This is a genomic window from Burkholderia sp. CpTa8-5 (assembly GCF_017815045.1).
GTDB classification, from domain to species: Bacteria; Pseudomonadota; Gammaproteobacteria; order Burkholderiales; family Burkholderiaceae; genus Burkholderia; species Burkholderia sola.
The window spans coordinates 85,729-109,229 of record NZ_JAGIQD010000004.1 but is presented as its reverse complement, the minus strand read 5'-3'; the positions used below and the strand labels follow the sequence as shown (position 1 = coordinate 109,229).

The following is a 23,501-nucleotide window of genomic DNA, read 5'->3' as shown; positions in this document are numbered from 1 at the left end:
GCGCACGTCGCCTGTTCGACGTCGTGCGCCAGACCGGCGCGACCGCGCATGCGCTTGACGCGCACCCTCCTTGATCGCGGTACGACACGCCGCCATCAGTGTCTTCTCGTTCACGCCCGTGCGACGCACCGCGCATCGCCACGCGGCATCCGAATTCCTATTAGGATTAGGACGATGCATCCCCGCGACCGCCGCAGCGGCGCGCCGGCATGCACGCCCCTCAACCGGAATGCCGCCGATGACGATCACGATCCGCCTGCTTGACGCCGCCGACGCGGCGCAGTTCCAGACCGTCCGCCTGCGCGCGGTCGACACCGCCCCGACGTCTTTCCTGCCGACGCTCGACGAAGAGTCGCAGGTGCCGGTCGACGAATTCGCGAAACGCCTCACGCCGACGCAGGCACAGGCCGTGTTCGGCGCGTTCGACGGCGGCACGCTCGTCGGCATCACCGGCGTACGCCGCGATGCGCGCACGAAGATCGCGCACAAGGCGACGATCTGGGGCGTGTACGTCGACGCCGCGTATCGCGGGCAACGCGTCGCGCAGGCGCTGCTCGACCGCGCGACCGCGCATGCGGCGAACGCGTGGGGATGCAGCCAGCTGATGCTGTGCGTGAACGAAGTCAACCACGCCGCGGAGCGGCTGTATGCGTCGCAGGGATTCGTGCGGTTCGGCACGGAGCCGCGCTCGATGTGCGTCGATGGCCGCTTCTACGACGAGCACTACATGGTGAAGACGCTGGCGTAGCGTATTCGTATTCGTGTTCGCGTGCAGGTATCGATCGGCCGCACGCGAACGTCGTGGCGCGTCGCCTCATCTCACCGCTTGTCGGTGATCGTCGTGTTGACGACCTGCCCGGCGATCGTCACGTTCGTCAGCGTCATCGCGCTCACGTTGAACGCATAGATCGGCCCCGGCGACGTGACCGTCGGCGTGCCCGACGCGACCGGCGTGCCAAAGTCGCAGTTGCTGATCGTCACGCCGGAAATCGGCTGCACGGCCGGCGTCGGCGGCGTGCCGTTGTAGTCGAACGCGACTGGCCCCTGCGCGACGATCGCCTGGAAGCACGACGCGCTCACGCCGTTCAGCGTCACGTTGCTCGCCTTCACGTCGGAGATCGTCACGTTCTGCACGACCGGCGCGCGCGTGCGCACCGCGTCGTTCGCCGGCTGGTAGTCGCAGTCGAACGTGACGATGCCGCCCTGCGCGGCCGACGGATTGCCTGCCGCAGGCGTGACCACGCCGAGCGGCACGCTCGCGTTGACCGGGCTGCCCGCGAGCAGCGCGCTGCCGTAGCCGCCGCCCTTCAGCGTCACGCCGTTCGGCAGCGTGACGCCCTTCACGTGGAAATCCTTCACGTAGCCGCCGCGGTTCATGTTGGTCTTCACGCGAATCGCGATGTTCAGCGGGTTGGTCTGCCAGTTCGCGTTCAGCATCGACAGGTTCGTCGCATAGATCTGCTCGACGCCGCCGCCCATCTCGCTGCCGAGCGTGATGCCGCCGTGCCCGCTGTTCATCGCGCAGTTGCGGATCAGGTGCCGCTTCGCGGGCCCGTATTCGGTGTCGCGGTCCTTGCCCGACTTGATCGCGATGCAGTCGTCGCCGGTGTTGAACGTGCAGTCCTCGCACAGCACGTCGGTGCATGCGTCCGGATCGAAGCCGTCGTTGTTCGGGCCGATGCTGTTGGTCGTCACGCCGCGGATCACGACGTTGCGGCTCGCGGTCGGATGGTGCTGCCAGAACGGCGTGTTCTGCGTCTGGTAGTTCGCCATCAGCACATTCGTGCAGCCGATGAATTCGACCATGCACGGCCGCAGGTAGTGACCGAGGCCGAAGATGCGCTTCTCGACCACCACGCCGGCCTCGGACAGCGCGGGCAGGTAGTTCTGGTCCTGCTGCCATGGCGTGACGGACGACGTCAGCAGCGCATAAAGCGCGTCGGAAATCGCGGGCACGACGATCCGCAGGTCGACGTTGTTCGGGTTCGGGGTGTTCTGGGCCGGCACCGTCGCGCTCGCGCCGTATGCGCCCGACGAGCCCTTGTAGGTCCACCAGCAGACGCTGTTCGCGCCGCTGCCGGAGAACGGCGTCATCGCCTGCCCGTTGAGCACCGACGTCGGGCCTTCGCCGGTCAGCGCGATGTTCGTCGCGTTGCGCGCGTAGACGGGCGCGCCGTAGTTCAGGCAATCGTTCGCCTGCCAGCGGCTGTAGTACAGCCGGCCGTTCGCGCCGCAATCGACCGGGCCGTCCTTCGCGTAGTCGGCCGGGTTCGGGCTGAAGTAGATCGTGCAGTTCGCGCTGAGGTGGAACGTGACGTTGCTTTGCAGCACGATCGGCCCCGCGCAATACCAGGCGCCGGCCGGCACGACGACGCGGCCACTGCCTTCGCGCCGGCATGCGTCGATCGCCGCGAGAAACGCCGGGCGCGAATCGAATGCGCCGGGCGCGGTCGTCAGGTCGGAACCGGGGCTGACCGGCGACTTCGCGGCCGGGTACGGCGACGTCTGCGCGACCGTCGCGCACGGGCGCGCGCCGTAGTGCGTCACGTCGAAGTCGCGGCCGTGCCGCGCGAGCCGCGACACGTGCGCGAGCGACGCCGCGATGCGCGCCGCCGCGCCGTGCTCGGCCCACACGAGATCGACCGCCGACGCATTCGCCGTCGCGCCTGCCGCCAACGCCCGGCGGGCCGCGAACGGGCTGCCGAGCATCGCGCCGCCGGCGAGTGCGCCGGTCCAGCCTATGAACGCGCGGCGCGAGACCCGTTTCGATGCAGGCGATCGGACGGACGAAGACGAACGGCGGCGATGGGCGGCCATGGGCACTCCTTCAGGGCAGGGGTATCGATGCACCGAATAGCGGATCTCTATTTATACGTCGTCGTACTACATTGAGCAGTCTAGACGCGATTGAGCCGCGACATGCATCTGTCGTTTACCCTGTATTTACTGCACTAATCTACGGTATGTGTGCGCACACTCACATTCGAGAACGGGTCCCGCGAGATACGTTATCGTATGTTTATGCGCAAAAACTTCCATCGAAAAGCCCCGGCCGACGATGTCTGCCGGGGCGAGGTCCCCTACTCGCCAGCCGCCGCGACCGCTGCTCCCGTCGTCGGCTCGCGCCCCGCCGAAGCTGTCGGCTCGAACACCAGCACCAGATCGCCGCGATAGTGCCCGTTGATCGGTGCCGTCCCGCCGACAGCCGGCGCTTGTGCGCTGACCTTCACGTTGCGGGTTTCGTCATAGCCGTCGAATCCGTCCCGCCCCGGTTTCACCAGCATAAGCGTGCGGCCAACGCCGGGCGCGATTTCCGCGTCTTCGGCCTTGTCCGTCAGCACCACCTGCGTATTGGCAAGATCGTCGAGACCGTTCGACAGGCGCAGCGGCTGCAGCAGCGTGACGTTGATATCGGGATTCGTCGTGCGCACACGGATCGGCAGCGTCGTCGCAAACGTCCGTTGTCTGCCGTCGGTCGCGCTCAGCTCGACCACGCCGTATGCGGTGTTGTCCGGCTGTGAAACGAACAGGCTGTCGCCGATGTGCGCGGTCAGCGTGATTTTCTTGACAACCGCTTGCGGCGACGTCGAGCCCGCATGGGCGATGCCGGTCAAGACGCCACATGCGACGAGTGCGGTGAGAGAAGTTCGGATTTTCATTGTGTAGTCCCGCATTCCGGAGGGTTGGGATTCGGGCGTCCGCGCCTTCCTTTGCCGGAAAATTCGAAACCCACTTATCCCGAAATTAACCGGCGCGATCTCCGTGGCATTCGATGCGCCCAGCCGCGGCGCGCGCGGTCGAGTCGGCTGGATTCGATCGAAAACACGTAACGGATTCGCTCAACAGCCAATACTGGCCTCGTTGTGCGAACCCTCCGCGCCACGGCATGCAACAACGATAGATCGCGGGAAGTCCGTTAAAAATCCATGGAAACCTTCACGGGTTTTTACGGTTTTCATTCACCAGTGCCATCTCGAAATCAAATAGAACGCACTCGCGAATTGCCGCCGCCGACCCGCCTCGGTAATTCCGCCTCTGTTCAGCTCCCTGCTGCCCGCGCTATCGTTTCCCCTATCCCCCAGCCAGGAGCTGCCTTTGCCTACCCACCACGGAGTCGACCTCATCCGCGCCCGCGCGCTGTTCGATCGCGAGCGCCGCGCGTTCACCGAAGCCATGCCGGTCTCCCGCGCACTCTCCGCGGAAGCGTCCGAGCACTTGCTGTTCGGCGTGCCGCTGCACTGGATGCAGGATTGGTCGACCCCGTTCTCGCTATACGTGAAGGAAGCACGCGGCGCGACGTTCATCGACGTCGACGGTCATCGCTACGTCGACTTCTGCCTCGGCGATACGGGCGCGATGTTCGGCCATGCGCCCGAACCGGTCGCCCGCGCGCTCGTCGAGCAGGCCACGCGCGGCTATACGACGATGCTGCCGAGCGAGGACGCCGCCTGGGTGTCGCGCGAACTCGCGCGCCGCTTCCAGCTGCCGGTCTGGCAATTCGCGCTGAGCGCGAGCGACGCGAACCGCTTCGTGCTGCGCTGGGCGCGCGCGGCCACCGGCCGCAACACGATCGTCGTGTTCAACGGCTGCTATCACGGTACCGTCGACGACGTGTTCGTCGATCTCGTCGACGGCCGCCCGGTGCAGCGCGACAGTCTGCTCGGGCAGTCGTACGACCTGCTCGCGAACACGCGCGTCGTCGAATTCAACGATCTGGACGCGCTCGAAGCGGCGCTGAAGGACGGCGACGTCGCGTGCGTGCTCGCCGAGCCCGCGATGACGAACATCGGGATGGTGCTGCCCGACCCCGGCTTCTGGGAGGCCGCGCGCGAACTGACGCGCCGCCACGGCACGTTGCTGGTGATCGACGAGACGCACACGATCAGCAGCGGGCCCGGCGGCTACGCGGTCGCGCACGGCCTCGAACCGGACATGCTGGTGGTCGGCAAGCCGATCGCGGGCGGCGTGCCGTGCGCGGTGTACGGCTTCAGCGCCGCATTCGCGGAACGCGCGAAAGCGGCGAAGCTGAACGCGCCGCCCGGCCATTCGGGGATCGGCACGACGCTCACCGCGAACATGCTCGCGATGCATGCGATGCGCGCGACGCTTGCCGAAGTCGCGACCGACGCCGCGTATGCGTACATGTTCGCACTCGCCGCACGGCTCGCGGCTGGGCTCGACCAGGCGATCGCAAAACACCGGCTGCCGTGGTGCGTGACGCGCATCGGCGCGCGCACCGAGTTTCAGTTCGCGCCCGTGCCGCCGCGCAACGGCACGCTGGCCGGCGCGCAACTCGACAGCGAACTCGAGCACATCGTGCACCTGTACCTGCTGAATCGCGGCGTGCTGATCACGCCGTTCCACAACATGATGCTCGTGTGCCCGCAAACGACGGCCGACGATGTCGATACGCTCGTCGCACAGTTCGATGCGTGCCTGGGTGAACTGGCCGGTTGATCGAATGCGACGACGGACGATCCTCGACGCGCCGGCAAACCGGTGCGCTCGAGCATCGATGCGTCGTCAATGACGAAGGTACGCCGCACGCGCGGCGAACCGAATACGCAGCGACCCGCCTCCGCTACACCGCCTTCAACGCGCGCCGCGCCACTTCCGCGAAATAGCGCGCGCCGGTCGGCAAGATCTCGTCGTTGAAATCGTACGTCGCGTTGTGCAGCGGCACGCCGCCCTGCCCGGCCACTTCGCCGTTGCCGATGAACACGAAATTGCCCGGCACCGCCTGCAGGAACGCGCCGAAATCCTCCGAGATCATCATCGGCTGCACGTCGGCGTTCACAGCATCGGCGCCCGCGACGTGCGCGGCGGCCTGCACGGCCGTGTCGACCCATTCCGGCGAATTCACCGTCGGCGCGAACTCGTGCGTGTACTCGAACGTACAGGCCGCACCGTGCGTACGGCAGATCCCTTCGCTGATCTCGCGCATCCGCGCCTCCAGCAGCGCCTGCACGTCGCGCGAATAGCTGCGCGTGTCGCCCTTGATCGTCACCGTCGACGGCAGCACGTTGCGCAGCCCGTCGGTGATGAATTCCGTGCACGAGATCACCGCCTGCTGGCCCGGGTCGAGATTGCGCGACACGATCGTCTGCAGCGCGAGCACGATCTGCGCGCCGATCACGATCGGATCGATGCCCATGTGCGGCCGCGCCGCATGCGTGCCGCGCCCGTCGATCCGGATCACGAAATTGTCTTCGCTCGCCATGATGCCGCCCGCACGCGTCGCGAACGTGCCCGCGCGCATGCCGGGCATGTTGTGCGCACCGAAGATCGCGTCGACCGGAAAGCGCTCGAACAGCCCGTCGGCGATCATCGCCTTCGCGCCGCGGCCGTGCTCTTCCGCCGGCTGGAAAATGAAGCGCACCGTGCCGTCGAAATCCTTGCGCTCGGCCAGCAGCTGCGCGGCGCCGAGCACCATCGACATGTGGCCGTCGTGCCCGCACGCATGCATCTTGCCGGGCGTGCGCGACACGTGTTCGCGGCCCGGCGCGTGCTCGACGATGTTCAGCGCGTCCATGTCCGCGCGAATGCCGATCGTGCGCTGGCCCGTGCCGACCGTCAGGTTCGCGACGAGCCCCGTGCCGCCGATGCCGCGATGCACGTCGAGCCCGAGCGTCGTCAGGATCCGCGCGACGTAGTCCGACGTGTTCACCTCTTCGAATCCGGTTTCCGGGTGCTGGTGCAGATACCTGCGCCAGGTCTTCAGTCGGCCCTGCAGCGTGCTTTCTGCCGTTGCGTCGATTGCATCCATTGCGTTCGCCTCGTCGGTGGTCATGTCGGTGGTCATGTCGTTCAGGCCGCCGCCGCCGCGCGGCTCAGCCAGTCGCGCTGGCGCGCGAGCACCGCGTCGGCCGTCTCGCCGACGCAGTTCCGGTACACGGACGGCGCGGTCGCCCCTTCCGTGTTGATCGCCAGCACGCGCGCGTTCGCGTCGAGCCCGACCTGCCGCGCGCGCGCCGGGTCGCGCATCAACACGGCCAGCCCCGCCACACCGGCCGCGCCCGATTCGCCGGCGACGAGCGGCACGTCGCGTTCGCCGCCGGCCGCGAGGCCGCGCATCGCCTGCACCGCGTCCGCGTCGTCGATCAGCATGAAGTGGTCGATACACATCTCGAGAAAATCCCATGCGAGCGGCGACGCCTCGCCGCACGCGAGCCCGGCCATCACCGAATCGACGCTGCCGCTCGCCTTCGTCGCGCGGCCGGCCAGCGCGCTCTGGTACAGGCAGTCGGCCTGGCGCGGCTCGACGACGACGAAGCGCGGCCGCTGCACGCCGTCACGCTCCCACAGGTAACTCGCGACGCCCGCGGCGAGGCCGCCCACGCCGCCTTGCAGGAACACGTGCGTGAACGGCCGCCCGTCGTCCTCCGCGGCCTGCGCGGCCGCTTCGGCGGCGATCACGCCGTAGCCCTGCATCACGTCGCGCGGAATCGCTTCGTAGCCGTCGTACGACGTATCCGACACGACGTACCAGCCGTTCGCCTGCGCGAGCTGCGCCGCGCAGACGACCGATTCGTCATAGTTCCCCGCGATGCGCACGATCCGCGCGCCGTACGCGGAGATCGCGCGTTCGCGCTCGGCGTCGACGTGCGCGTGCAGCACGATCACGCAGCCGCAGCCGATCGCACGCGCGGCGGCAGCCAGCGCGCGGCCGTGATTGCCGTCGGTCGCGCTGATCACCGTCAGGTCGGCCAGCGCCGACGCGTAGCGGCCGGTGACGAGCCCTTGCGGATCGAGTGCCTGCGTGCGGCGCAGCCGCTTCACGAGCCGCACCAGCGCGATCGGCGCGCCGAGTGCCTTGAAGCTGCCGAGCGGCGAACGGCACGACTCGTCCTTCACGCTGACGCTCGCGACGCCGAGCCGCGCGGCGAGATCGGGCAGCGCGCGCAGCGGCGTGCGTGCATTGCCGACGAGCGGCCAGTGCGCGAGCCATGCGCCGCTTTCGTCGGCCGACGCGATGTTCATCACGCGGCGCAGCGCGTTCGGGTAGGCGGTGCGCGACGCGCGCGGGTTGGCGATCAGCATGGCGAAAGGCTCCGGAAGCGGGACCTCGGGCGGTCCGTCGGGTGAGTCGGGTCGGGCAGGCGCGGGTTGCGCGCCGTCGGTTGGAAAAATAATATTGCGCAGGCGGGTGAACGAAATCGCCAAATCGACCACTTCGACGCAAAAATTTCTCATTCTTTCGAGGTTGCGCGCGCCATCATGACGACTCCACTCGATGCGTTCGATCGCAAGCTGCTGATGGAAGTCCAGCGCGACGCGCAGACGCCGCAGGCCGAGCTCGGCGCGCGCGTCAACCTGTCGACCGCTGCCGTGAACCGGCGGCTGCGGCGTCTCGCGGAAGCGGGCGTGATCGAGCGTTATACGGCCATCGTCGCGCCGGACAAGGTCGATCATCCGCTGACGATCGTCGTGAACGTCGAGGTCGAGAGCGAGCAGATCGACCAGCTCGACGCGATGAAACGCGCGTTCGAGCGCTGCCCGCAGATCCAGCAGTGCTACTACGTGACGGGAGAATGGGATTTCGTGCTGATCCTCGCGGTGCGCAACATGGATCAGTACAACGCGCTCACGCGCGAGCTGTTCTTCGCGAACAACAACGTGAAGCGGTTCAAGACGCTGGTCAGCATGAGCCGCGTGAAGGTCGGGCTCGACGTGCCGGTCGACCCCGGCGAGTGAATGCAGCGATGAAGCGGCCGGCGCGTGACAGCGTGCGCCGGCCGCTTCCCATCGACGGCTACGTCAGCGACAACTGAAGCTCGCCGCCGAGTTCAAGTCGCCCGAACCGTTGTAGCGCGCAACCTGCGGATACGGGCACAGCGGCCGCGTACGCCCCGCGCCCCACGACGCGGGCACGTCCGCGTTCGGCACCGCGTTCGCCGTGTCGCGCGCGGCAGCCACGACCGCCGCGGGCGCCTGCCCCTGTTCGACCCACGCGACGAGCGGCGTCAGCATGTCGAACTGGTCGGCGGCCGGCCCGCCGGAGCAGTGGTTCATCCCCGGCACCGGATAGAAGCGTGCGAAGCTCGACGCATCGCCTCCGTTCGCCTGCGCGACCTGCGCGTACCAGTCGCGCGTGTCGTTGAACGAGAACACCGGGTCGCCCGTGCCGTGATAGACGAGCAGCTTCGCGCCGCGCGACTTCAGCGCGGCGAGGTTCGTCTCGTCGGGCGGCGTCATGAACGACCATGACGATTGCGTATAAGTGCCGTTCGTCGCGAAGATTGCCGGCGCATCGTTGTCCATGTCGAAGCCGAGCGCGAAGCCGGCGAGGTTCGCGAGCACCGCGGCGGTTTTCGGCGGCGTCATGAACGTGAACGCCATCGCGGCCGGGTCGAGCATGATCGAGTTCGACTGCTTCCATGCAGCCCAGCCAGGGCCCGACAGGCCCGGATCGTACGGAAAGCTCGCGTACAGCGCCGTGCCCGCGCTGTTGCGCGCCCCGGCGAACACGTTCTCCAGCGCGGTTTTCTGCGCAGGCGTCAGGCACGACCCGGTGCGCGTGCCATTCGCGCAGGTGGGAACATCGGCATCGACGCTGAAGTGCGCCTGGCACGCGGCGACGTCCTGCACCATCCCGTCGGCCGCGCCGTCGAGCACGTCGCATTTTTCGAGAATCTTCGCGCCGACGAACTGGCGTTCCGCATCGTTGAAACCGCTGCGGATATCCGGCAACCCGTTCGTTCCCGTGGCCGATGCGATCTTCGCGAACTGCTGCGCGCCGTACATCTCGCCGATCGCCGCCTTCGGCAGATGGAAGCCCGGATCGCCCGCGATGATGCCGTCGTAGTCGGCCGGATTGCGCACCGCCGTGACCATCGCGTGACGGCCACCGTTCGAGCAGCCGCCGAAATAGCTGCGATCGGGCGCCTTGCCGTACGCGAGCCGGATCACCTGCTTCGCCATCGGCGTCAGCGCGTCGACGGCGCCGTAGCCGTAGTCGATCCGCGCCTGCGGATCGAGGCCGAACAGCGGATTCTGCGCGGCGCTGTGCCCGGAGTCCGAGCTGATCACCGCGAAACCCTGGTTCAGCGCGTTGGTCAGCGGCCCGCCGCCGCCGATCTCGCCGGTCGCGGTCACGACGTTGCCGTCGAGCCCGCCGTTCGCCTGGTAAAAGAAGCGGCCGTTCCATGCTTTCGGCAAGCGCATCTCGAAGCCGATCGCATAGGTCTTGCCGTCCACCGCGCTCACGCGCTCGTTCATTTTCCCCGCGATCACGCAGTGCTCGGCGACCGGCTTGCCGGCCACCGTCAGCGCGCCGGCCGCCGCGGTCGTCACCGACGTGAACGACGTGTTCGCATACGCGAGCTTCGCGGCGAGCGCGTCGCAGGTCTGCGCCATCGCGGCCGGCGTCGCGGCGCTCAGGTGCGTGGGCGGCGCGCTGATCGAATCGTCGCCGCCGCAACCGGCGAGCAGGGCGGCGGCGGACAGCGGCGCAATACAGAGGAATGCAGATTTCCTGTTCAAGATAACTCCCATTCGGTTCGTCACGCCGCTGAATCAGAACATGTGCCGCACGCCGACCATCGCGCCGAGCTGCCCCATCCCTGCGCCGGGCGTCGTGCCGGGCCCGCCGCCGCTGACCGAGTAGCGCGCGTGCGCGCTGTTCCACAGATACGACGATTGCGCATAGACGGCCGTGCGCTTGGTCAGCAGATAAGTCGCGCGCAGCGTGGCCATCGTCGCGCGCGTGTCGTGCGCGCTGTTGACGATCCGGTAGCCTTCGCCGTCGACGATGAAATCGGGCTTCACCGCATACGACGCGCCGACGAAGAACAGGTCCGAATGCGCGCCGGGCGCGGCCGGCGAACCGGTCGACACGCGCCGCCCGATCCAGCCCGCGCCGATCTTCGCGCCGGCCGCCTGCGCATACGCGCTCACGTGCGTACGCGCATCCTTGCCGCCGCTGCTCGTGAAGGGAACGGGCGCCACGCCGTCGAAGAAGTTGGCGGCCGCGCCGGTGCCGCCGCGCTGTTCCTCGTACGATGCCGCCGCACCGAAGTACGCGCTGTCGTACTTGAGCATCACCGACCAGTTGCGGCACTGCACCGCGTCGCCCGGCACCTGCCCCGCGCACGTGCCCTGCCCCGGCGAGTTGCCGGTGCCCGCGCCGTCGCGGCCGAACGAATACGCGGCGCCGAACGTCACGCCGCGATACGCGCCGACGTAGGTCACCGCGTTGTCGGCGCGGCCGTTCGGCACGTACGCGTCGAACGAGCCGAGCCCGTAGATGTCGGGGCCGATGATGTCCGCGCCCTGCAGCGCGAGATAGGTCATCGTGTACTGACGGCCGAACGCGAGCGTACCGAAGCCGCTCTTCAGCCCGACGAAGGCCTGGCGCCCGAACAGCCGGCCGCCCTGGCCGAGATCGCCGCCGCGTACGTTGAAGCCGCTTTCGAGCGTGAACACCGCCTGGTAGCCGCCGCCGAGATCCTCGGTGCCGCGCAGCCCCCAGCGCGACGGCAGCTCGCCCGTCACGCCCGGCATCCGCACGACGTGGTCGCCGGCCGCGTTCGCGTGCGACACGAACTCGACGCCCGTGTCGATGATCCCGTACAGCGTCACGCTCGACTGCGCGTGCGCGCCCGGCGCGGCAAGCGCGCAGCACGCGCCGGCGGCCAGCAGGCCGTTCCTTGTCTTCGTCTTCATTTCGTTGCGTCTCCAGACCGTGTTGAATTGCGCGCTCTGACGGCGCGCCTTGAAAAAAACGAAACGTCAGTCGTCGGCTTGCGGGCGACGAATCAGCACGAATGCAGCGAAGGCCGCGACGAGCGTGACGGGGATGCTCGCGCCGATCACGACCGGCGCGCTGCGGCCCGCGGCCAGCAGCGTCGCGGCCGCGAGCGGCCCGACGACGGAGCCGAGCCGGCCGACGGCCACCGCCGCGCCGACGCCGGTGCCGCGCATCGCGGTCGGGTAGTAGATCGCCGCGAGCGCATACAGCACCGACTGCCCGCCGACGACGAACATCCCCGCCGCGAACGCGGCCGCCGCGAGCGACGCGAAACCGGGCGCGGCCGCGAGCGCGGCGAGCGACAGCACGATCCCGACATACATGCCGCCGACCACGCGCGACGCGCGCATCCGGTCGAGCGCCGCGCCGATGCCGAGCGCGCCGAGCCCCGCGCCGACGTTGAACGCAATCTGCACGAGGCCGACGTGTGCGCGATCGAGCCCGCGCGAAGCCATCAGCGACGGCAGCCAGTTCAGCAGGAAGTAGAGGACGATCAGCGTGCAGAAGTAGCTGACCCACAGCGCGACCGTCGACGTCGTGCGGCCGTCGCCGAACAGCGTCTTCCCGACGCTCGTGCGTGATGCCTGCGTGCCCGCGACGTCGAGATACGCGCGCGATTCCGGCAGGCACCACACGAGCAGCGGCACGAGCAGCAGCGGACCCACGCCGCCGACGTAGAAAATGTGCCGCCATTCGGTGTCGCCCGCGAGCAGCACGCCGATCACCGACGCGATCACGCCGCCGAACGGGATCCCGCAGTACATCGTCGCGACCGCGCTGCTGCGCGAGCGCGGCTCGACCGCTTCGGACGACAGCGCGATCAGGTTCGGCATCGCGCCGCCGAGGCCGATGCCGGTCAGCACGCGCACGACGACGAGCATCGCGAACGTCGATACCTGCGCCGTCGCGATCGACAGCAGCCCGAACAGCACGACCGATGCGATCAGCACACGCTTGCGGCCGATCCGGTCGGCGAGCCGCCCGCCGAGCATCGCGCCCGGCAGCAGCCCGAAGGTGCCCGCGCTGAACGCGATGCCCATCTGCGACACGGACAGCCCGAATTCGCGCGCCATGCGCGGCGCGGCGACACCGACCGACTGCAGGTCGAGCCCTTCGAGGAGAGCGATCGCGAAACACAGCGCGAGCGTGGTCGCGACCGTGGATTTTTCGGCAACGTAAGTGTTCATGTCTCCATTCCCATGTCTTTGTAGTCGGTCGGCCCTGCAACGGCCGCCGCGCGCCGCCGCCGGCCAGTGGCGGTTCGGCGCGCGAGGTGTCGTATGAACGGCCGCCTTTATCAGGCAACCTGATTCACTGGCCGAAAAAATGCCTGCCGGTGTCGTGGCCGGCCGGTCGTTGTGCGTGCTGCTTACGCGTAAATCACGTCGGGATCGCGTCGCGCCGGGTCGTACAGCGCGTCGATCGTCGCCGCGCGATGCTTCTGCACGGCCGCCTGGTTCAGCGAACCCTTGTCGGTCACTTCGCCGAGATCGAGCGACGGCGGCGTGTCGATCAGCCGGATCCGCGCGACGAACGTCGACCCGCCGCTCGCGTTCCGGTTCAGCGCAGCGAGCCACGTCGCGAACGCCGCGCGCACGGCCGGCGCGCGCAGCACGTCGGTCACGGATGCGTCGGCCGCCAACCCCGCCAGCGCACGGCACGCATCGACGCGCGGGAACACCAGCAAGCCGATGTCGTCGCGATTGATCCCGGTGACGACCACGTCCTGCACGTACGGCGCGCCGGTCGACACCGCATTCGCGCGCAACGGCCCGACGCTGACGAACGTGCCGCTGCTCAGCTTGAAGTCCTCGGTCAGCCGCCCGTCGAACAGCAGCCCGAGTTCCGGCCGCTGCGGATCGGCAAAGACGCCCGCGTCGCCGCTGCGGTAGTAGCCTTCTTCGTCGAACACGTCGCGCGGATCGACGTCCGCATGCCAGTAGCCGCGCATCACGTTCGGCCCCTTGAAGCGCAGTTCGTGCTTGCCGCCGCACGGCACGAGCTTCGCGTCGCAGCCGGGCGCGGGCAGCCCGATATAGCCGGCGCGCATCAGCGGTCCCGTCGTGAACAGGCACGACGGCGACGCCTCCGTCATCCCGAGGCCGGCCATGATCCGGATGCGCTCGCCGCAATGCGCTTCGGTCACGCGGTCGAGCCGGTCCCATGCGGCCTGCGACAGCCCCGCGCCGCCGAAGAAATACAGCTTCACGCGCGAGAAGAACGTGTCGCGCAGCTCGGCATCGCGTTCGAGCGCGGTAGTCAGCTCTTCCCAGCCCTTCGGCACGTTGAAGTAGATCGTCGGCGCGATCTCGCGCAGGTTGCGCACGGTTTCGTCGAAGCGGCCGGGCATCGGGCGGCCGTCGTCGATATACAGCGTGCCGCCGTTGTACAGCGCGATGCCGAGGTTGTGACTGCCGCCGAACGTGTGATTCCAAGGCAGCCAGTCGACCAGCACCGGCGGCTCGCGCGTGAGTTCCGGCATCGTCTGCCGCAGCATCTGCTGGTTGCTGCACAGCATCCGGTGCGTGGTCGGCACCGCCTTCGGCTGCTTCGTCGAACCGGACGTGAACAGGATCTTCGCGAGATGGTCGGGGCCGACCGCCGCGTGGATCGCGTCGATCGTGCGCGGAACGGTGGCGAGCAGGCGCGACAGCGGCACTGTGCGGCTCTCGACATCGGTTTGCGCATCGGCGTCGCGGGCCACGATCAGTGTTGCATCGGCCGGCAACGTCGCATCGAGCGCACGCGCGAACGGCGCACGTTCGGCGACGAACACCGCGCCCGGCCGCAGCACGCCGAGCGTGTGACGCAACTTGCCGTAGTCGGTCGACACCAGCGAATACGCGGGCGAAATCGGCGAATACGGCACGCCGGCCAGCATCGCCGCGAACATCATCTGCAAATGCTCGAGATCGTTGCCGGACAGCACCGCGAGCGGACGCTCGGCCGACAGCCCGAGATCGACGAGGCCCTGGCCGAGCACGCGCGCGCGTTCGAGCATCTGCGCGTACGTGATCTCGATCCAGCGGCCATCGGCGCCACGCCGCGCGGCCAGCACGCGGTCGGGATGCGCGTGCGCGCCGCGCACGAGGCAGTCGGTGATGCGCGTCGGGTAATCGCCGAGCGGCTCGCGCGAGCGCAGGTACCAGGTACCGTCGTCGGCGCGGCGAATCTCGGCCGCGCCGACCGCGACGGCGGCCGCGCGATAGCGCACGGCGTCGGCGTGTTGGCCAACCTGAAGCGGCGCCTTCTCTGCATTCATCGTCGGCTCGCTCATATCGGGTAGTGGCGCGGCGCGGTCTGCACGGTGATCCAGCGCAGCTCGGTGAATTCGGCGATCGACGCGCGGCTGCCGAAGCGGCCGTAGCCGCTCGCCTTCGTGCCGCCGAACGGCATCTGCGCTTCGTCGTGCACGGTCGGCCCGTTGACGTGGCAGATCCCCGATTCGATCCGGCGCGCGACCGCCATCGCACGTGCGATATCGCGGCTGAACACGCTCGCCGACAGCCCGAATTCGCTGTCGTTCGCGAGCGCCACCGCTTCGTCGTCGCTGTCCGCACGCAGGATCGCGACGACCGGTGCAAAGGACTCCTCGCGATAGAGCCGCATGTCGCGCGTCACGCCGTCGACGATCGCCGGCTGCATCGTCGCGCCTTCCACACGGCAGCCGAGCGGCAGTTGCGCGCCAAGCGCACGCGCATCCTCGACCAGCGACGCCGCGCGCGCGGCAGCCGACGCATCGACCATCGTGCCGAGCGCATGACCGGCCAGCGGATCGCCCGCGACCAGCGTGCGCGCCTTCGCGGCGAGCCGCTCGACGAGGGCGTCGGCGATCGGCCGTGCGGCGATCACGCGCTCGGTCGACATGCAGATCTGCCCCTGGTTGAAGAATGCGCCGAACGCGATCGCGTCGACGGCCGCATCGAGATCGGCATCGTCGAGCACGAGCACCGGCGCCTTGCCGCCGAGTTCGAGCAGCACGGGTTTCAGGTGCACGGCCGCGTGGCGCGCGATGATGCGGCCGACGTGCGTCGACCCGGTGAAGTTGATCCGCTTCACGTGCGGATGCGCGATCATCCGCTCGACGAGCTCAGGCGCATCGGCCGCCGCGTGCGTGATCACGTTGACCACGCCCGCGCCGAGCCCTGCCTCGTCCAGCACCGCACCGATCAGCGCGTGCACACCGGGGCACGCCTCGGACGCCTTCAGCACGACCGTGTTGCCGCACGCGAGCGGCATCGCCAGCGCCCGTGTGCCGAGGATCACCGGCGCGTTCCACGGCGCGATGCCGAGCACCACGCCGCACGGCACGCGCATCGCGAGCGCGAGATTGCCCGGTACGTCGGACGGAATCACGTCGCCGGCGATCTGCGTCGTCATCGACGCGGCCTCGCGCAGCATGTTCGCCGCGAGCGTCACGTTGAAGCCGAGCCAGCCGGGCGTCGCGCCGGTTTCGGCGACGCCCGTCGCGATGATCTCGTCGATGCGCGCGTCCATCAGGTCGGCCGCGTGCAGCAGCCGGCGGCGCCGTTCGGTCGGCGCAAGCGTCGCCCACGCGGGGAACGCGCGATGCGCGGCGTCGGCCACGCCGGCCGCCGGCGCGCGCGATGCGAGCGCGCCCGTCGCGGGGTTGAAGCGGTCGAAGGTGCGGCCGTCGCGGGCGTTGCACCACTCGCCGCCGATCAGCATCCGTCTGTCGGTCATGTCGTCTCCTGCCTGTCTCTTGCGATTACGCCGGCGGGGAAGCCGGCGGCTGCGTCCGCGCTTGTCTCAGCGCTTGTATGCCTGCAGGCCCGGCTTGATCGTCTTGTCGTCGAGGAACTGCTTCAGCCCCTGTTCGCGGCCGCGCTCCGGGTCGCGCAACTGCGCCTGGTCGAGCTTCGCATACAGGTAATCCTCGCACTGCTCCCACGTGAGTTCGCGCGAACGCTTGAAGCCGTGCTTCGCCGCGCGCAGCACGACCGGGTTTTTGTCCATCAGCCGCGCGGCCAGCGCGATCGTCGCGTCGCGCAGCCCGGCGAGCGGCACGCTGCTGTTCACGAGGCCCATCTCCGCCGCTTCCGCGCCGGTGAACGTATCGCCGGTCATGATGTAGTGCAGCGCGCGGCGGTGCCCGACCGTGTCGGCCATCGCCTTGCTGACAAGGTTGCCCGGCGGGATGCCCCAGTTGATCTCCGACAGCCCGAACACCGCTTCATCGGCCGCGATCGCGAGGTCGCACGCGACGAGCGGCGAGAACCCGCCGCCGAAGCACCAGCCGTTCACCATCGCGATGGTCGGCTTGTTGTACATCCGCAGACGGCGCCACTGCCATTCCGATGCGTCGCGGCGCACCTTTTCCTGCAGCGCGTCGGAGCCGCCATCGATCTCGCGGAAATATTCCTTCAGATCCATGCCGGCCGTCCACGCGGCGCCCGCGCCGGTCAGCACCAGCACCTTCGCCTCGTCGTCGAACTCGACCGCGTCGAGGACTTCCAGCATCTCCCGGTTCAGCGTCGGGCTCATGGCGTTGCGCTTCTCGGGGCGATTCAACGTCACCCACGCGATGCCGGCCTCCACTTTCACTTCAACGGTCTGCCAGCGGTTGTCGTACTTGCTCATGTCTGTTCCTGTCGTTCGTTTCCAGTGCGATTCGGTGCGCAGCATCCCTGCTGCGGACGACTTCATTTAATATCAGGCTACCTGATATTGCAAGCGGCACGAGCGCCGGTGTAAACCCGGAGCGGACGCGGAGAAAGCGGCGGGGAAATCAGGGAGCGGTCGGGAGGCCGCCGATGGCGTGGACGAAGCGAGCTCGGGCCTGACGGCAGGCCCGCGTCGTGAAAACCGGGGAAGCGGTCAGCCGCGCAGGTTGCGCGAGAACAGTTCGAGCGCGCGCTGCACGTGCGCGGCGTCGTCGGCCGGGATGTCGCCGAGCATGCGCTTTTCGAGCGGGCGCAGCACGGCTTCGCATTCGCGCAGCATCGCCGCGCCTGCATCGGTCAGCGTCAGCAGGATGATGCGGCCGTGCGACGGGTCGGCTTCGCGCGTGACGAAACCGCGGGCGGCCATCACGCTCATCACCTCGTTCGCCGACTGCGGTGTGATCCACGAGCGCTCGGCCAACTGCGCGTTCGACGATGCGCCGCGCGCCTCGAGCACCGACAGCGCCGTGTACTGCGCGAGCGTGATGCCGAGCGGCGCGAGCGCGTCGGTCATGTGGCGGCGCAGCAGCCGGTCGAGGCCGCCGATCACGTAGGTCAGGCGCTGTTGCACGCGCGGCTTCGGCTTGTCGGCCGGCGTGCGGGCGACGTTCTTCGCGGCGGGTTTCGAACGGGCGGGCTTGGTCGGGGTGGAACTCATGGCGCGGGCTGGGTGGAATTGCGGGCCATCTTACCAGCAGGTGGGGGGACGGACGCATAGTCGCGACATCACGCTTAACGTCCCTCCATGTTCTCAGTTGCCTCGTATAAGTACGAAATTACCGGTCCGCACATCCATTAAATTACCAAAAACAATCGATTCTCATCTTGAAAATGGTTCGTCACTTCGTGATGGGGTAAAAGAATAGTGACTGCAATACTGGAACCAACAATGGTTAATACAGGAAGAAATATGCAGACCAGCCTCCCAAGAATCACTGAGCTAGCCATTCTTGTGTTTTTGCTGATTGGTTTTTCCATTCATATGACCAGACCAAATTATGGTCAATGTGATTTTTTTGAAAAAGAACTGAATGGAGGGAAGAAAGAATTTGGAGGTGTGGAATATTACGCAAAGTTGTGTGGAGCGAATGCCCGGAATGGGCATGAAGTGAGGCTTCAGCTTTTTGACGGAACTGGGGAATTGCGCGCTCGACGCTATTTTTTATACTACGTAAATTCGGCGACTGAGCGAGAACTGGCAGAGGGTGTCGGCGGAATCGTATATTACGATAGCTCGAGCAGCGATGTGATGCAGTTAATTGCGATTCCGCCTACCAAATGGGATTGGATTCGTGCCCGACTACCTTTATTTTAATTGTCGTGATTGAGTGTAAAAGAAAGAAAAGCCCCCGAGTCTTCACAAGTCGGGGGCTTTCGTTTTGCCCGCTGGCCGATAGAACCTGCCGTCCACACCCGCCATTCATCCAGTACGTGTCCCCGCAAACCGCGCGGTCGGCAGCCCCGCATACCGCGTCTGCGCGACGAACACACCGCCCGCGTGCGCGTCGCTCGCCAGCGCATCGTCGCTCAGGTCAACACGCGCACTCGTCACATACAACCGGCCGTCACCGTCAATCGCAACGCAGCTCGGCTGCGCGGTCGGCACCGCCACGCGGTCCGTCTCGACGCCATCGGGCCCATAACGCACTACCCGCCGTCCACCCCACTGCGCATTCCACAGCCCGCCGTCGCGATCGACGATCGAGCCGTCCGGATCACCATCGGCATCGGTCAGCCGCGCGAACGGCCTCACGTTCGCGACATCGCCACCCGCCCGGTAATCGCACACAAAAATCTCGCGCACCAGCGAATCGCAGAAATACATCTTCGACCCATCCGGCGAGAACCCGATACTGTTCGCGATCGCGGCCGGCGGCAACGCAAGCCGTTCGAGCGTGAGATCGGGATTGAGCCGATAGAACCCACCAACCGCGCGCGGCGGCTCGCCACCTTCGTCCTTCATCCCGAAGACGAACGCGCCGGCCCCGTCGCAGCGCCCGTCGTTCAGCCGCGTCGGCAAATCGGGCTCGACGTCGACGATCCGCGTGAACGCACCGCTACGCAGATCAAGGAACGCGAGATGCGTAGCGAGCCCGACGAGCAGCACGTCCGGATCGTCGGTCAGCGCAAAGCACGCGAGCCGCTCGGGCATCGCCCACGGCGTGAGGTCGGAGCCATCCGCACGGCAGCGCCACAGTTGCGCGCCTTCGATGTCCACCCAGTACAGCGCGTGCGTCCTGTCGCACCACGTCGCGCCTTCGCCGAGCGTGTTGCGGCTGTCGGCCAGCAGCGTCGCCGCCGTGCCCGGATGAGTCTGTTGCATGCCGTCTCCCGATATTCGTCGTATTTGCAGGCGGCCGCGCGTGGTCGAAATCAGATCTTCATCGCGCGCCGCTGGTTGCGACGATACTGGTCGAACAGCACCGCGAGCAACAGAATTCCGCCGCGTATCAGATATTGGTAAAAGGTCGGCACGTTCAGCAGGCTCATCGCGTCCTGCACGGAGCCCATGATCAGCACGCCGACCAGCACGCCGGAGATCGTCGCGACGCCGCCCGTCAGCGACACGCCGCCGAGCACGCACGCGGAGATCACGCCGAGTTCGAGGCCGACCGATGTCTTCGGGTCGCCGAGGCTCATCCGCGACGCGAGCATCACGCCGGCGAAGCCGGTCACGAGCCCCTGCAGCACGAACACGGCGATCTTGATGCGCATCACCGGCAGCCCCGCGAGCAGCGCGGCCTCGCCGTTGCCGCCGACGGCCAGCACGTTCTTGCCGAACACCGTCTTGCGCAGCAAAAAGCCGAACACGACGAAGCCGATGATATTGCTCCAGATCGGAAACGAGATGCCGAGGAACGACCCGCCGCCGAGATCGAAGAAGCGCTCTTCCGAGATCATCACCGCGTCGCCGTTCGACGTGATGAATGCGAGCCCGCGCACGACTTCCATCATCGCGAGCGTGACGATCAGCGAGTTGATCCGGTAGCGCGCAATCAGCACGCCGTTCACGAGCCCCACCGCGCCGCCGGCGAGCACGCCGGCCGCGACGCCGAGCACGATGCTGTGCGTCGCGGTAATCAGCGTCGATGCGACCACACCCGAGAACGCGACGATCGACGCGACCGACAGGTCGACTTCGCCGAGCGCGAGCACGAACATCATCGTCACCGAGATCGAACCGATCAGCGTGACCGATAGCAGCAGGCCCTGGATGTTGCGCGGCGTGAGGAAGTCCGGCACGGTCAGCGACAGCGTCGCGAACAGCACCAGAAACACCATCACGATGCCGGAGCGGTTGATCAACTGCCACACGCCGCCGCGCGCGCGCGCGGGCACGGCGGGCGTATCCGGGGAGGGGGAAGTACGTTGGGGTTGCATTGCCTGGCTCATAACGTTTGCTTTCCAGTTTGACTGCGGGCCGCTAGCGCGGCAGCGCGAGCTTGATCAGCGCATCGGGCGTCGCCTGCGCCTTTGCGACCTCGCCCGCGATCCGTCCTTCCTTCATCACGACGATGCGGTCCGACACGCCGATCACCTCGGCCAGATCGCTCGACACGAGGATCACCGTACGGCCCGCTTCCGCGAGTTCGTAGAACAGGTTGTAGATTTCGGCGCGCGCACCGACGTCGATGCCGCGCGTCGGCTCGTCCATCAGGAACACGTCGATGCGCTCGGCCAGCCAGCGCGCGAGGACGACCTTCTGCTGGTTGCCGCCCGACAGCGCGCCGATCGGCGTTTCGCCGTCGCGGGTCTTGATCGCGAGGCGCTCGATGTATTTCTGCGCGAGCTCGCGTTCGCGCCGCCCGTCGAGCAGCACGCGCGCCGGGCTGAAATGACGGCGCGCGCTGATGTTGAGGTTGTCGGCCACCGACGCGATCGCGACGATGCCTTCCTGCTTACGGTCTTCCGGGCACAGCGCGATGCCGGCACGCACCGCGTCGCGCGGGCTGCCGAACGCCACCCGCTTGCCGTTCAGCTCGACGTGGCCGGCGGTCGGCCGCACCGCGCCGTACAGCAGCTTCATCAGCTCGGAACGGCCCGCGCCGACGAGCCCGAAGAAGCCGACGATCTCGCCGCGCCGCGCGGTGAACGACACGGGCTCGGCCAGCCCCGGCCCCGCCAGCCCCTTCGCTTCGATCAGCACGTCGCCGGCCGGGCGCGGCCGGTAGCCGTACACGTCCTCGATCGAACGGCCGACCATGCAGCCGATCAGCCGGTCGCGGTCGAGATCGGCGACGGAATCGAACGTGTCGATGCGGCGGCCGTCGCGAAACACCGTCACGCGGTCGCACAGCTCGTACACTTCCTCCATCCGGTGCGTGACGTAGATGATCGCGCGGCCTTCCGCGCGCAGCGCGCGGATGATCCGGAACAGTTGCGTGGTTTCGCGTGCGGACAGCGAACTGGTCGGTTCGTCGAACGCGATCACGCGCGCATCGCGCATCAGCGCCTTGCCGATCTCGATCATCTGGCGCTGGCCGATCGACAAATACTTCACCGGGATGCCCGGATCGATGTGCTCGCCGAGCCGCTCCAGCGCATCGAGGGCGCGCGCGGCGAGCGCACGTTCGTCGACCACGCCGAGCCGGCTCGGCAATTGCCCGAGCATCAGGTTTTCCGCGACCGTCAGCTCGGGCACCAGATGCAGCTCCTGGTAGATGATCGCGATGCCGGCCTCGAGTGCCGCGCGCGTCGACGCGAAGCGCTGCGCCGTGCCGTTCAGCGTCAGCGTGCCGGCCTGCGGCTGGTTCACGCCGGACAGCACCTTCAGCAGCGTCGATTTCCCCGCGCCGTTCTCGCCCATCAGCCCGTGCACTTCGCCCGCGCGCACCGACAGCGACACCGCGTCGAGCGCACGCACGCCCGGAAACGTCACGGTGATGCCGTCGAGCGCGAGCAGCGGGCCGTCCGGCGGCGTACCCGCTTCGGCGTCGTGGCCGGACGCGGCCGTCATCGTCTGCATCGTCATCGCGTTCTCGCCTCGCCCCGCTCAGATACCGAGTTCGGCGCGCACGGCCTGCCAGTTCGCGCGCGTCATCAGCTTGCCGCTCGTCTGCGTGTCGGCCGGCGGCGTCTTGCCGTTGCGGATCCAGTCGACGAGGTTCTGCGTGCTGTCCTTGCCGTGGTTCGTCGAGCTGACCGCGATCGTCCCGTAGAAGCCGGTCGGCTCCTTCTTCTGGAACTCGGCGAACGCCTCGCCCGCGCCGTTGATGCCGACGCCGATCACGTCGGCCGCCGGGATGTGCAGCTGTTCGGTCGCGCGCACCGCGCCGAGCACGGTTTCCTCGTTCAGCGCGTAGACCACCCATTTCTTCACGTTCGGATGGCGCGCGAGCACCGGCGCCGCCGCGCTGAAGCCGCCTTCGTCGTCGGTCGTCTTCTGCGGCGCGTCGAAGATATTCTCCTTGCGGAAGCCGTTCGCGAGCAGCGCCTGCGTCGCGCCGTCGGTGCGCAGCTTCGCGGTCGGCAGCTCGTAGTTCGTGATGCGCAGCGCGCCGACTTCCTCGGGCTTCCAGCCGCGCCGCTTCATCTCGTCGGCGATCGCCTGGCCGACCTGGTTGCCGATCTTGGTCGCCGACATCCCGAGGTGCGGCACGTTCGGCAGCGGCTTGCCGCTCGAATCGACGAGCTGGTCGTCGACGGTCACGAACTTCATGTTGTAGCGCTTCGCGCGCGACGCGATCGCCGGTCCGAGGCGCACGTCCGGCGCGCAGATCACGAAGCCCTGCGCGCCTTGCGAGCCGAGGTTGTCGATCGCGGCCAGCACCTTCTCGCCGTCGGGCGTGCCGATCTTCACGACCGAGAAGTTCTCCTTCTGGCCGAGCGCGGATGCCGCATTCTGCTCGTTGATGAACCACGCCTGCTCCGGCATCTTCACGAGGAAGCCGATCTTCAGCGGCGCATCGGCATGCGCGGCGCCCGTCATCCCGAGCGGCGCGATGCAAAGCGCGGCCAGCAGCGCGCGCAGGGTGTGTCGACGGATCGTGTGAGTCGTGCGGTTCATGGGTGTCTCCTTGGTATCGGCTGATGCCGTGATGCGTGTCGAAATATCAATCAATCGTCGC

Annotated in this window: 19 protein-coding genes; 4 read left to right on the top strand and 15 right to left on the bottom strand. The window is 67.7% G+C overall.

Translation table 11 applies throughout. The annotated features are described in order from the left end of the window. Nucleotides 1-238 precede the first annotated feature (238 nt). Nucleotides 239-748 (top strand): GNAT family N-acetyltransferase, encoded by a 510-nt coding sequence (locus J8I35_RS08425; RefSeq protein WP_124556609.1) that lies wholly within the window; start codon nucleotides 239-241, stop codon nucleotides 746-748. Between the two features lie 71 nt (nucleotides 749-819). Here J8I35_RS08425 and J8I35_RS08420 read toward each other — a convergent pair whose 3' ends face one another. Both J8I35_RS08420 and J8I35_RS08415 read right to left on the bottom strand, forming a co-directional pair. Beyond that, a complete protein-coding gene (locus tag J8I35_RS08420) occupies nucleotides 820-2,817 on the bottom strand; it encodes a glycoside hydrolase family 28 protein (protein WP_209924986.1) in 1,998 nt (665 codons plus the stop codon). Between the two features lie 263 nt (nucleotides 2,818-3,080). Next, nucleotides 3,081-3,614 (bottom strand): hypothetical protein, encoded by a 534-nt coding sequence (locus J8I35_RS08415; protein WP_245170166.1) that lies wholly within the window; start codon nucleotides 3,612-3,614, stop codon nucleotides 3,081-3,083. Between the two features lie 481 nt (nucleotides 3,615-4,095). Here J8I35_RS08415 and J8I35_RS08410 point away from each other — a divergent pair, with 481 nt between their 5' ends. Beyond that, nucleotides 4,096-5,457, top strand: a complete 1,362-nt coding sequence (locus J8I35_RS08410; RefSeq protein ID WP_209924984.1) for an aspartate aminotransferase family protein — start codon at nucleotides 4,096-4,098, stop codon at nucleotides 5,455-5,457. Between the two features lie 124 nt (nucleotides 5,458-5,581). Here the strand turns inward: J8I35_RS08410 and J8I35_RS08405 are convergent, their stop codons facing one another. Both J8I35_RS08405 and J8I35_RS08400 read right to left on the bottom strand, forming a co-directional pair. Then, a complete protein-coding gene (locus J8I35_RS08405; RefSeq protein WP_209925170.1) occupies nucleotides 5,582-6,766 on the bottom strand; it encodes a M20 aminoacylase family protein in 1,185 nt (394 codons plus the stop codon). Between the two features lie 41 nt (nucleotides 6,767-6,807). After that, nucleotides 6,808-8,040, bottom strand: a complete 1,233-nt coding sequence (locus tag J8I35_RS08400) for a diaminopropionate ammonia-lyase (protein ID WP_209924983.1) — start codon at nucleotides 8,038-8,040, stop codon at nucleotides 6,808-6,810. A gap of 177 nt (nucleotides 8,041-8,217) precedes the next feature. On the opposite strand from J8I35_RS08400, the gene J8I35_RS08395 reads away from it, so the two are divergent. Beyond that, nucleotides 8,218-8,694: an Lrp/AsnC family transcriptional regulator gene (locus J8I35_RS08395; protein WP_209924982.1), complete on the top strand. Its 477-nt coding sequence runs from the start codon at nucleotides 8,218-8,220 to the stop codon at nucleotides 8,692-8,694. 63 nt (nucleotides 8,695-8,757) lie between these two features. On the opposite strand, the gene J8I35_RS08390 is transcribed toward J8I35_RS08395, so the two are convergent. From J8I35_RS08390 to J8I35_RS08360, 7 genes are all read right to left on the bottom strand, one after another. Next, nucleotides 8,758-10,482 (bottom strand): tannase/feruloyl esterase family alpha/beta hydrolase, encoded by a 1,725-nt coding sequence (locus J8I35_RS08390; RefSeq protein WP_209924981.1) that lies wholly within the window; start codon nucleotides 10,480-10,482, stop codon nucleotides 8,758-8,760. A gap of 33 nt (nucleotides 10,483-10,515) precedes the next feature. Further along, a complete protein-coding gene (locus J8I35_RS08385; RefSeq protein ID WP_050013420.1) occupies nucleotides 10,516-11,664 on the bottom strand; it encodes a porin in 1,149 nt (382 codons plus the stop codon). 66 nt (nucleotides 11,665-11,730) lie between these two features. Continuing rightward, nucleotides 11,731-12,936: a 3-(3-hydroxy-phenyl)propionate transporter MhpT gene (gene mhpT / locus J8I35_RS08380; protein WP_050013421.1), complete on the bottom strand. Its 1,206-nt coding sequence runs from the start codon at nucleotides 12,934-12,936 to the stop codon at nucleotides 11,731-11,733. Nucleotides 12,937-13,118: 182 nt separating this feature from the next. Next, a complete protein-coding gene (locus J8I35_RS08375) occupies nucleotides 13,119-15,011 on the bottom strand; it encodes a feruloyl-CoA synthase (protein ID WP_209924980.1) in 1,893 nt (630 codons plus the stop codon). A gap of 11 nt (nucleotides 15,012-15,022) precedes the next feature. After that, on the bottom strand, nucleotides 15,023-16,453 hold the full coding sequence (locus J8I35_RS08370) for an aldehyde dehydrogenase (protein WP_209924979.1): 1,431 nt from the start codon (nucleotides 16,451-16,453) through the stop codon (nucleotides 15,023-15,025). Between the two features lie 66 nt (nucleotides 16,454-16,519). Beyond that, nucleotides 16,520-17,350 carry a p-hydroxycinnamoyl CoA hydratase/lyase gene (locus J8I35_RS08365; RefSeq protein WP_050013424.1) on the bottom strand — a complete coding sequence of 277 codons (831 nt, stop codon included), beginning with the start codon at nucleotides 17,348-17,350 and terminating at the stop codon, nucleotides 16,520-16,522. 237 nt (nucleotides 17,351-17,587) lie between these two features. Next, nucleotides 17,588-18,091: a MarR family winged helix-turn-helix transcriptional regulator gene (locus J8I35_RS08360; RefSeq protein WP_050013425.1), complete on the bottom strand. Its 504-nt coding sequence runs from the start codon at nucleotides 18,089-18,091 to the stop codon at nucleotides 17,588-17,590. A gap of 252 nt (nucleotides 18,092-18,343) precedes the next feature. Here J8I35_RS08360 and J8I35_RS08355 point away from each other — a divergent pair, with 252 nt between their 5' ends. Then, nucleotides 18,344-18,748 carry a hypothetical protein gene (locus J8I35_RS08355; protein ID WP_209924978.1) on the top strand — a complete coding sequence of 135 codons (405 nt, stop codon included), beginning with the start codon at nucleotides 18,344-18,346 and terminating at the stop codon, nucleotides 18,746-18,748. A gap of 105 nt (nucleotides 18,749-18,853) precedes the next feature. On the opposite strand, the gene J8I35_RS08350 is transcribed toward J8I35_RS08355, so the two are convergent. From J8I35_RS08350 to J8I35_RS08335, 4 genes are read right to left on the bottom strand one after another with little or no spacing between them, the layout of a single operon-like run. After that, nucleotides 18,854-19,756, bottom strand: a complete 903-nt coding sequence (locus J8I35_RS08350) for an SMP-30/gluconolactonase/LRE family protein (protein WP_209924977.1) — start codon at nucleotides 19,754-19,756, stop codon at nucleotides 18,854-18,856. 50 nt (nucleotides 19,757-19,806) lie between these two features. Continuing rightward, nucleotides 19,807-20,826 carry an L-arabinose ABC transporter permease AraH gene (araH, locus tag J8I35_RS08345; RefSeq protein ID WP_175973718.1) on the bottom strand — a complete coding sequence of 340 codons (1,020 nt, stop codon included), beginning with the start codon at nucleotides 20,824-20,826 and terminating at the stop codon, nucleotides 19,807-19,809. Between the two features lie 31 nt (nucleotides 20,827-20,857). After that, entirely contained in the window at nucleotides 20,858-22,405 is a 1,548-nt protein-coding gene (gene araG, locus J8I35_RS08340) for an L-arabinose ABC transporter ATP-binding protein AraG (RefSeq protein WP_209924976.1), read from the bottom strand. Nucleotides 22,406-22,426: 21 nt separating this feature from the next. Next, a complete protein-coding gene (locus tag J8I35_RS08335) occupies nucleotides 22,427-23,440 on the bottom strand; it encodes an arabinose ABC transporter substrate-binding protein (RefSeq protein WP_050013429.1) in 1,014 nt (337 codons plus the stop codon). Between the last annotated feature and the right edge of the window lie 61 nt (nucleotides 23,441-23,501).

Bases quoted from the DNA above. Each gene is read 5' to 3' on its own strand.
- J8I35_RS08335 (WP_050013429.1), bottom strand. From the start codon at position 23,440: ATGAACCGCACGACTCACACGATCCGTCGACACACCCTGCGCGCGCTG.
- J8I35_RS08375 (WP_209924980.1), bottom strand. From the start codon at position 15,011: ATGAATGCAGAGAAGGCGCCGCTTCAGGTTGGCCAACACGCCGACGCC.
- J8I35_RS08360 (WP_050013425.1), bottom strand. From the start codon at position 18,091: ATGAGTTCCACCCCGACCAAGCCCGCCCGTTCGAAACCCGCCGCGAAG.
- J8I35_RS08350 (WP_209924977.1), bottom strand. From the start codon at position 19,756: ATGCAACAGACTCATCCGGGCACGGCGGCGACGCTGCTGGCCGACAGC.
- J8I35_RS08355 (WP_209924978.1), top strand. From the start codon at position 18,344: ATGCAGACCAGCCTCCCAAGAATCACTGAGCTAGCCATTCTTGTGTTT.
- J8I35_RS08425 (WP_124556609.1), top strand. From the start codon at position 239: ATGACGATCACGATCCGCCTGCTTGACGCCGCCGACGCGGCGCAGTTC.
- J8I35_RS08365 (WP_050013424.1), bottom strand. From the start codon at position 17,350: ATGAGCAAGTACGACAACCGCTGGCAGACCGTTGAAGTGAAAGTGGAG.
- J8I35_RS08400 (WP_209924983.1), bottom strand. From the start codon at position 8,040: ATGCTGATCGCCAACCCGCGCGCGTCGCGCACCGCCTACCCGAACGCG.
- araG (WP_209924976.1), bottom strand. From the start codon at position 22,405: ATGACGATGCAGACGATGACGGCCGCGTCCGGCCACGACGCCGAAGCG.
- J8I35_RS08385 (WP_050013420.1), bottom strand. From the start codon at position 11,664: ATGAAGACGAAGACAAGGAACGGCCTGCTGGCCGCCGGCGCGTGCTGC.
- J8I35_RS08395 (WP_209924982.1), top strand. From the start codon at position 8,218: ATGACGACTCCACTCGATGCGTTCGATCGCAAGCTGCTGATGGAAGTC.
- J8I35_RS08405 (WP_209925170.1), bottom strand. From the start codon at position 6,766: ATGGATGCAATCGACGCAACGGCAGAAAGCACGCTGCAGGGCCGACTG.
- J8I35_RS08370 (WP_209924979.1), bottom strand. From the start codon at position 16,453: ATGACCGACAGACGGATGCTGATCGGCGGCGAGTGGTGCAACGCCCGC.
- J8I35_RS08420 (WP_209924986.1), bottom strand. From the start codon at position 2,817: ATGGCCGCCCATCGCCGCCGTTCGTCTTCGTCCGTCCGATCGCCTGCA.
- mhpT (WP_050013421.1), bottom strand. From the start codon at position 12,936: ATGAACACTTACGTTGCCGAAAAATCCACGGTCGCGACCACGCTCGCG.
- araH (WP_175973718.1), bottom strand. From the start codon at position 20,826: ATGAGCCAGGCAATGCAACCCCAACGTACTTCCCCCTCCCCGGATACG.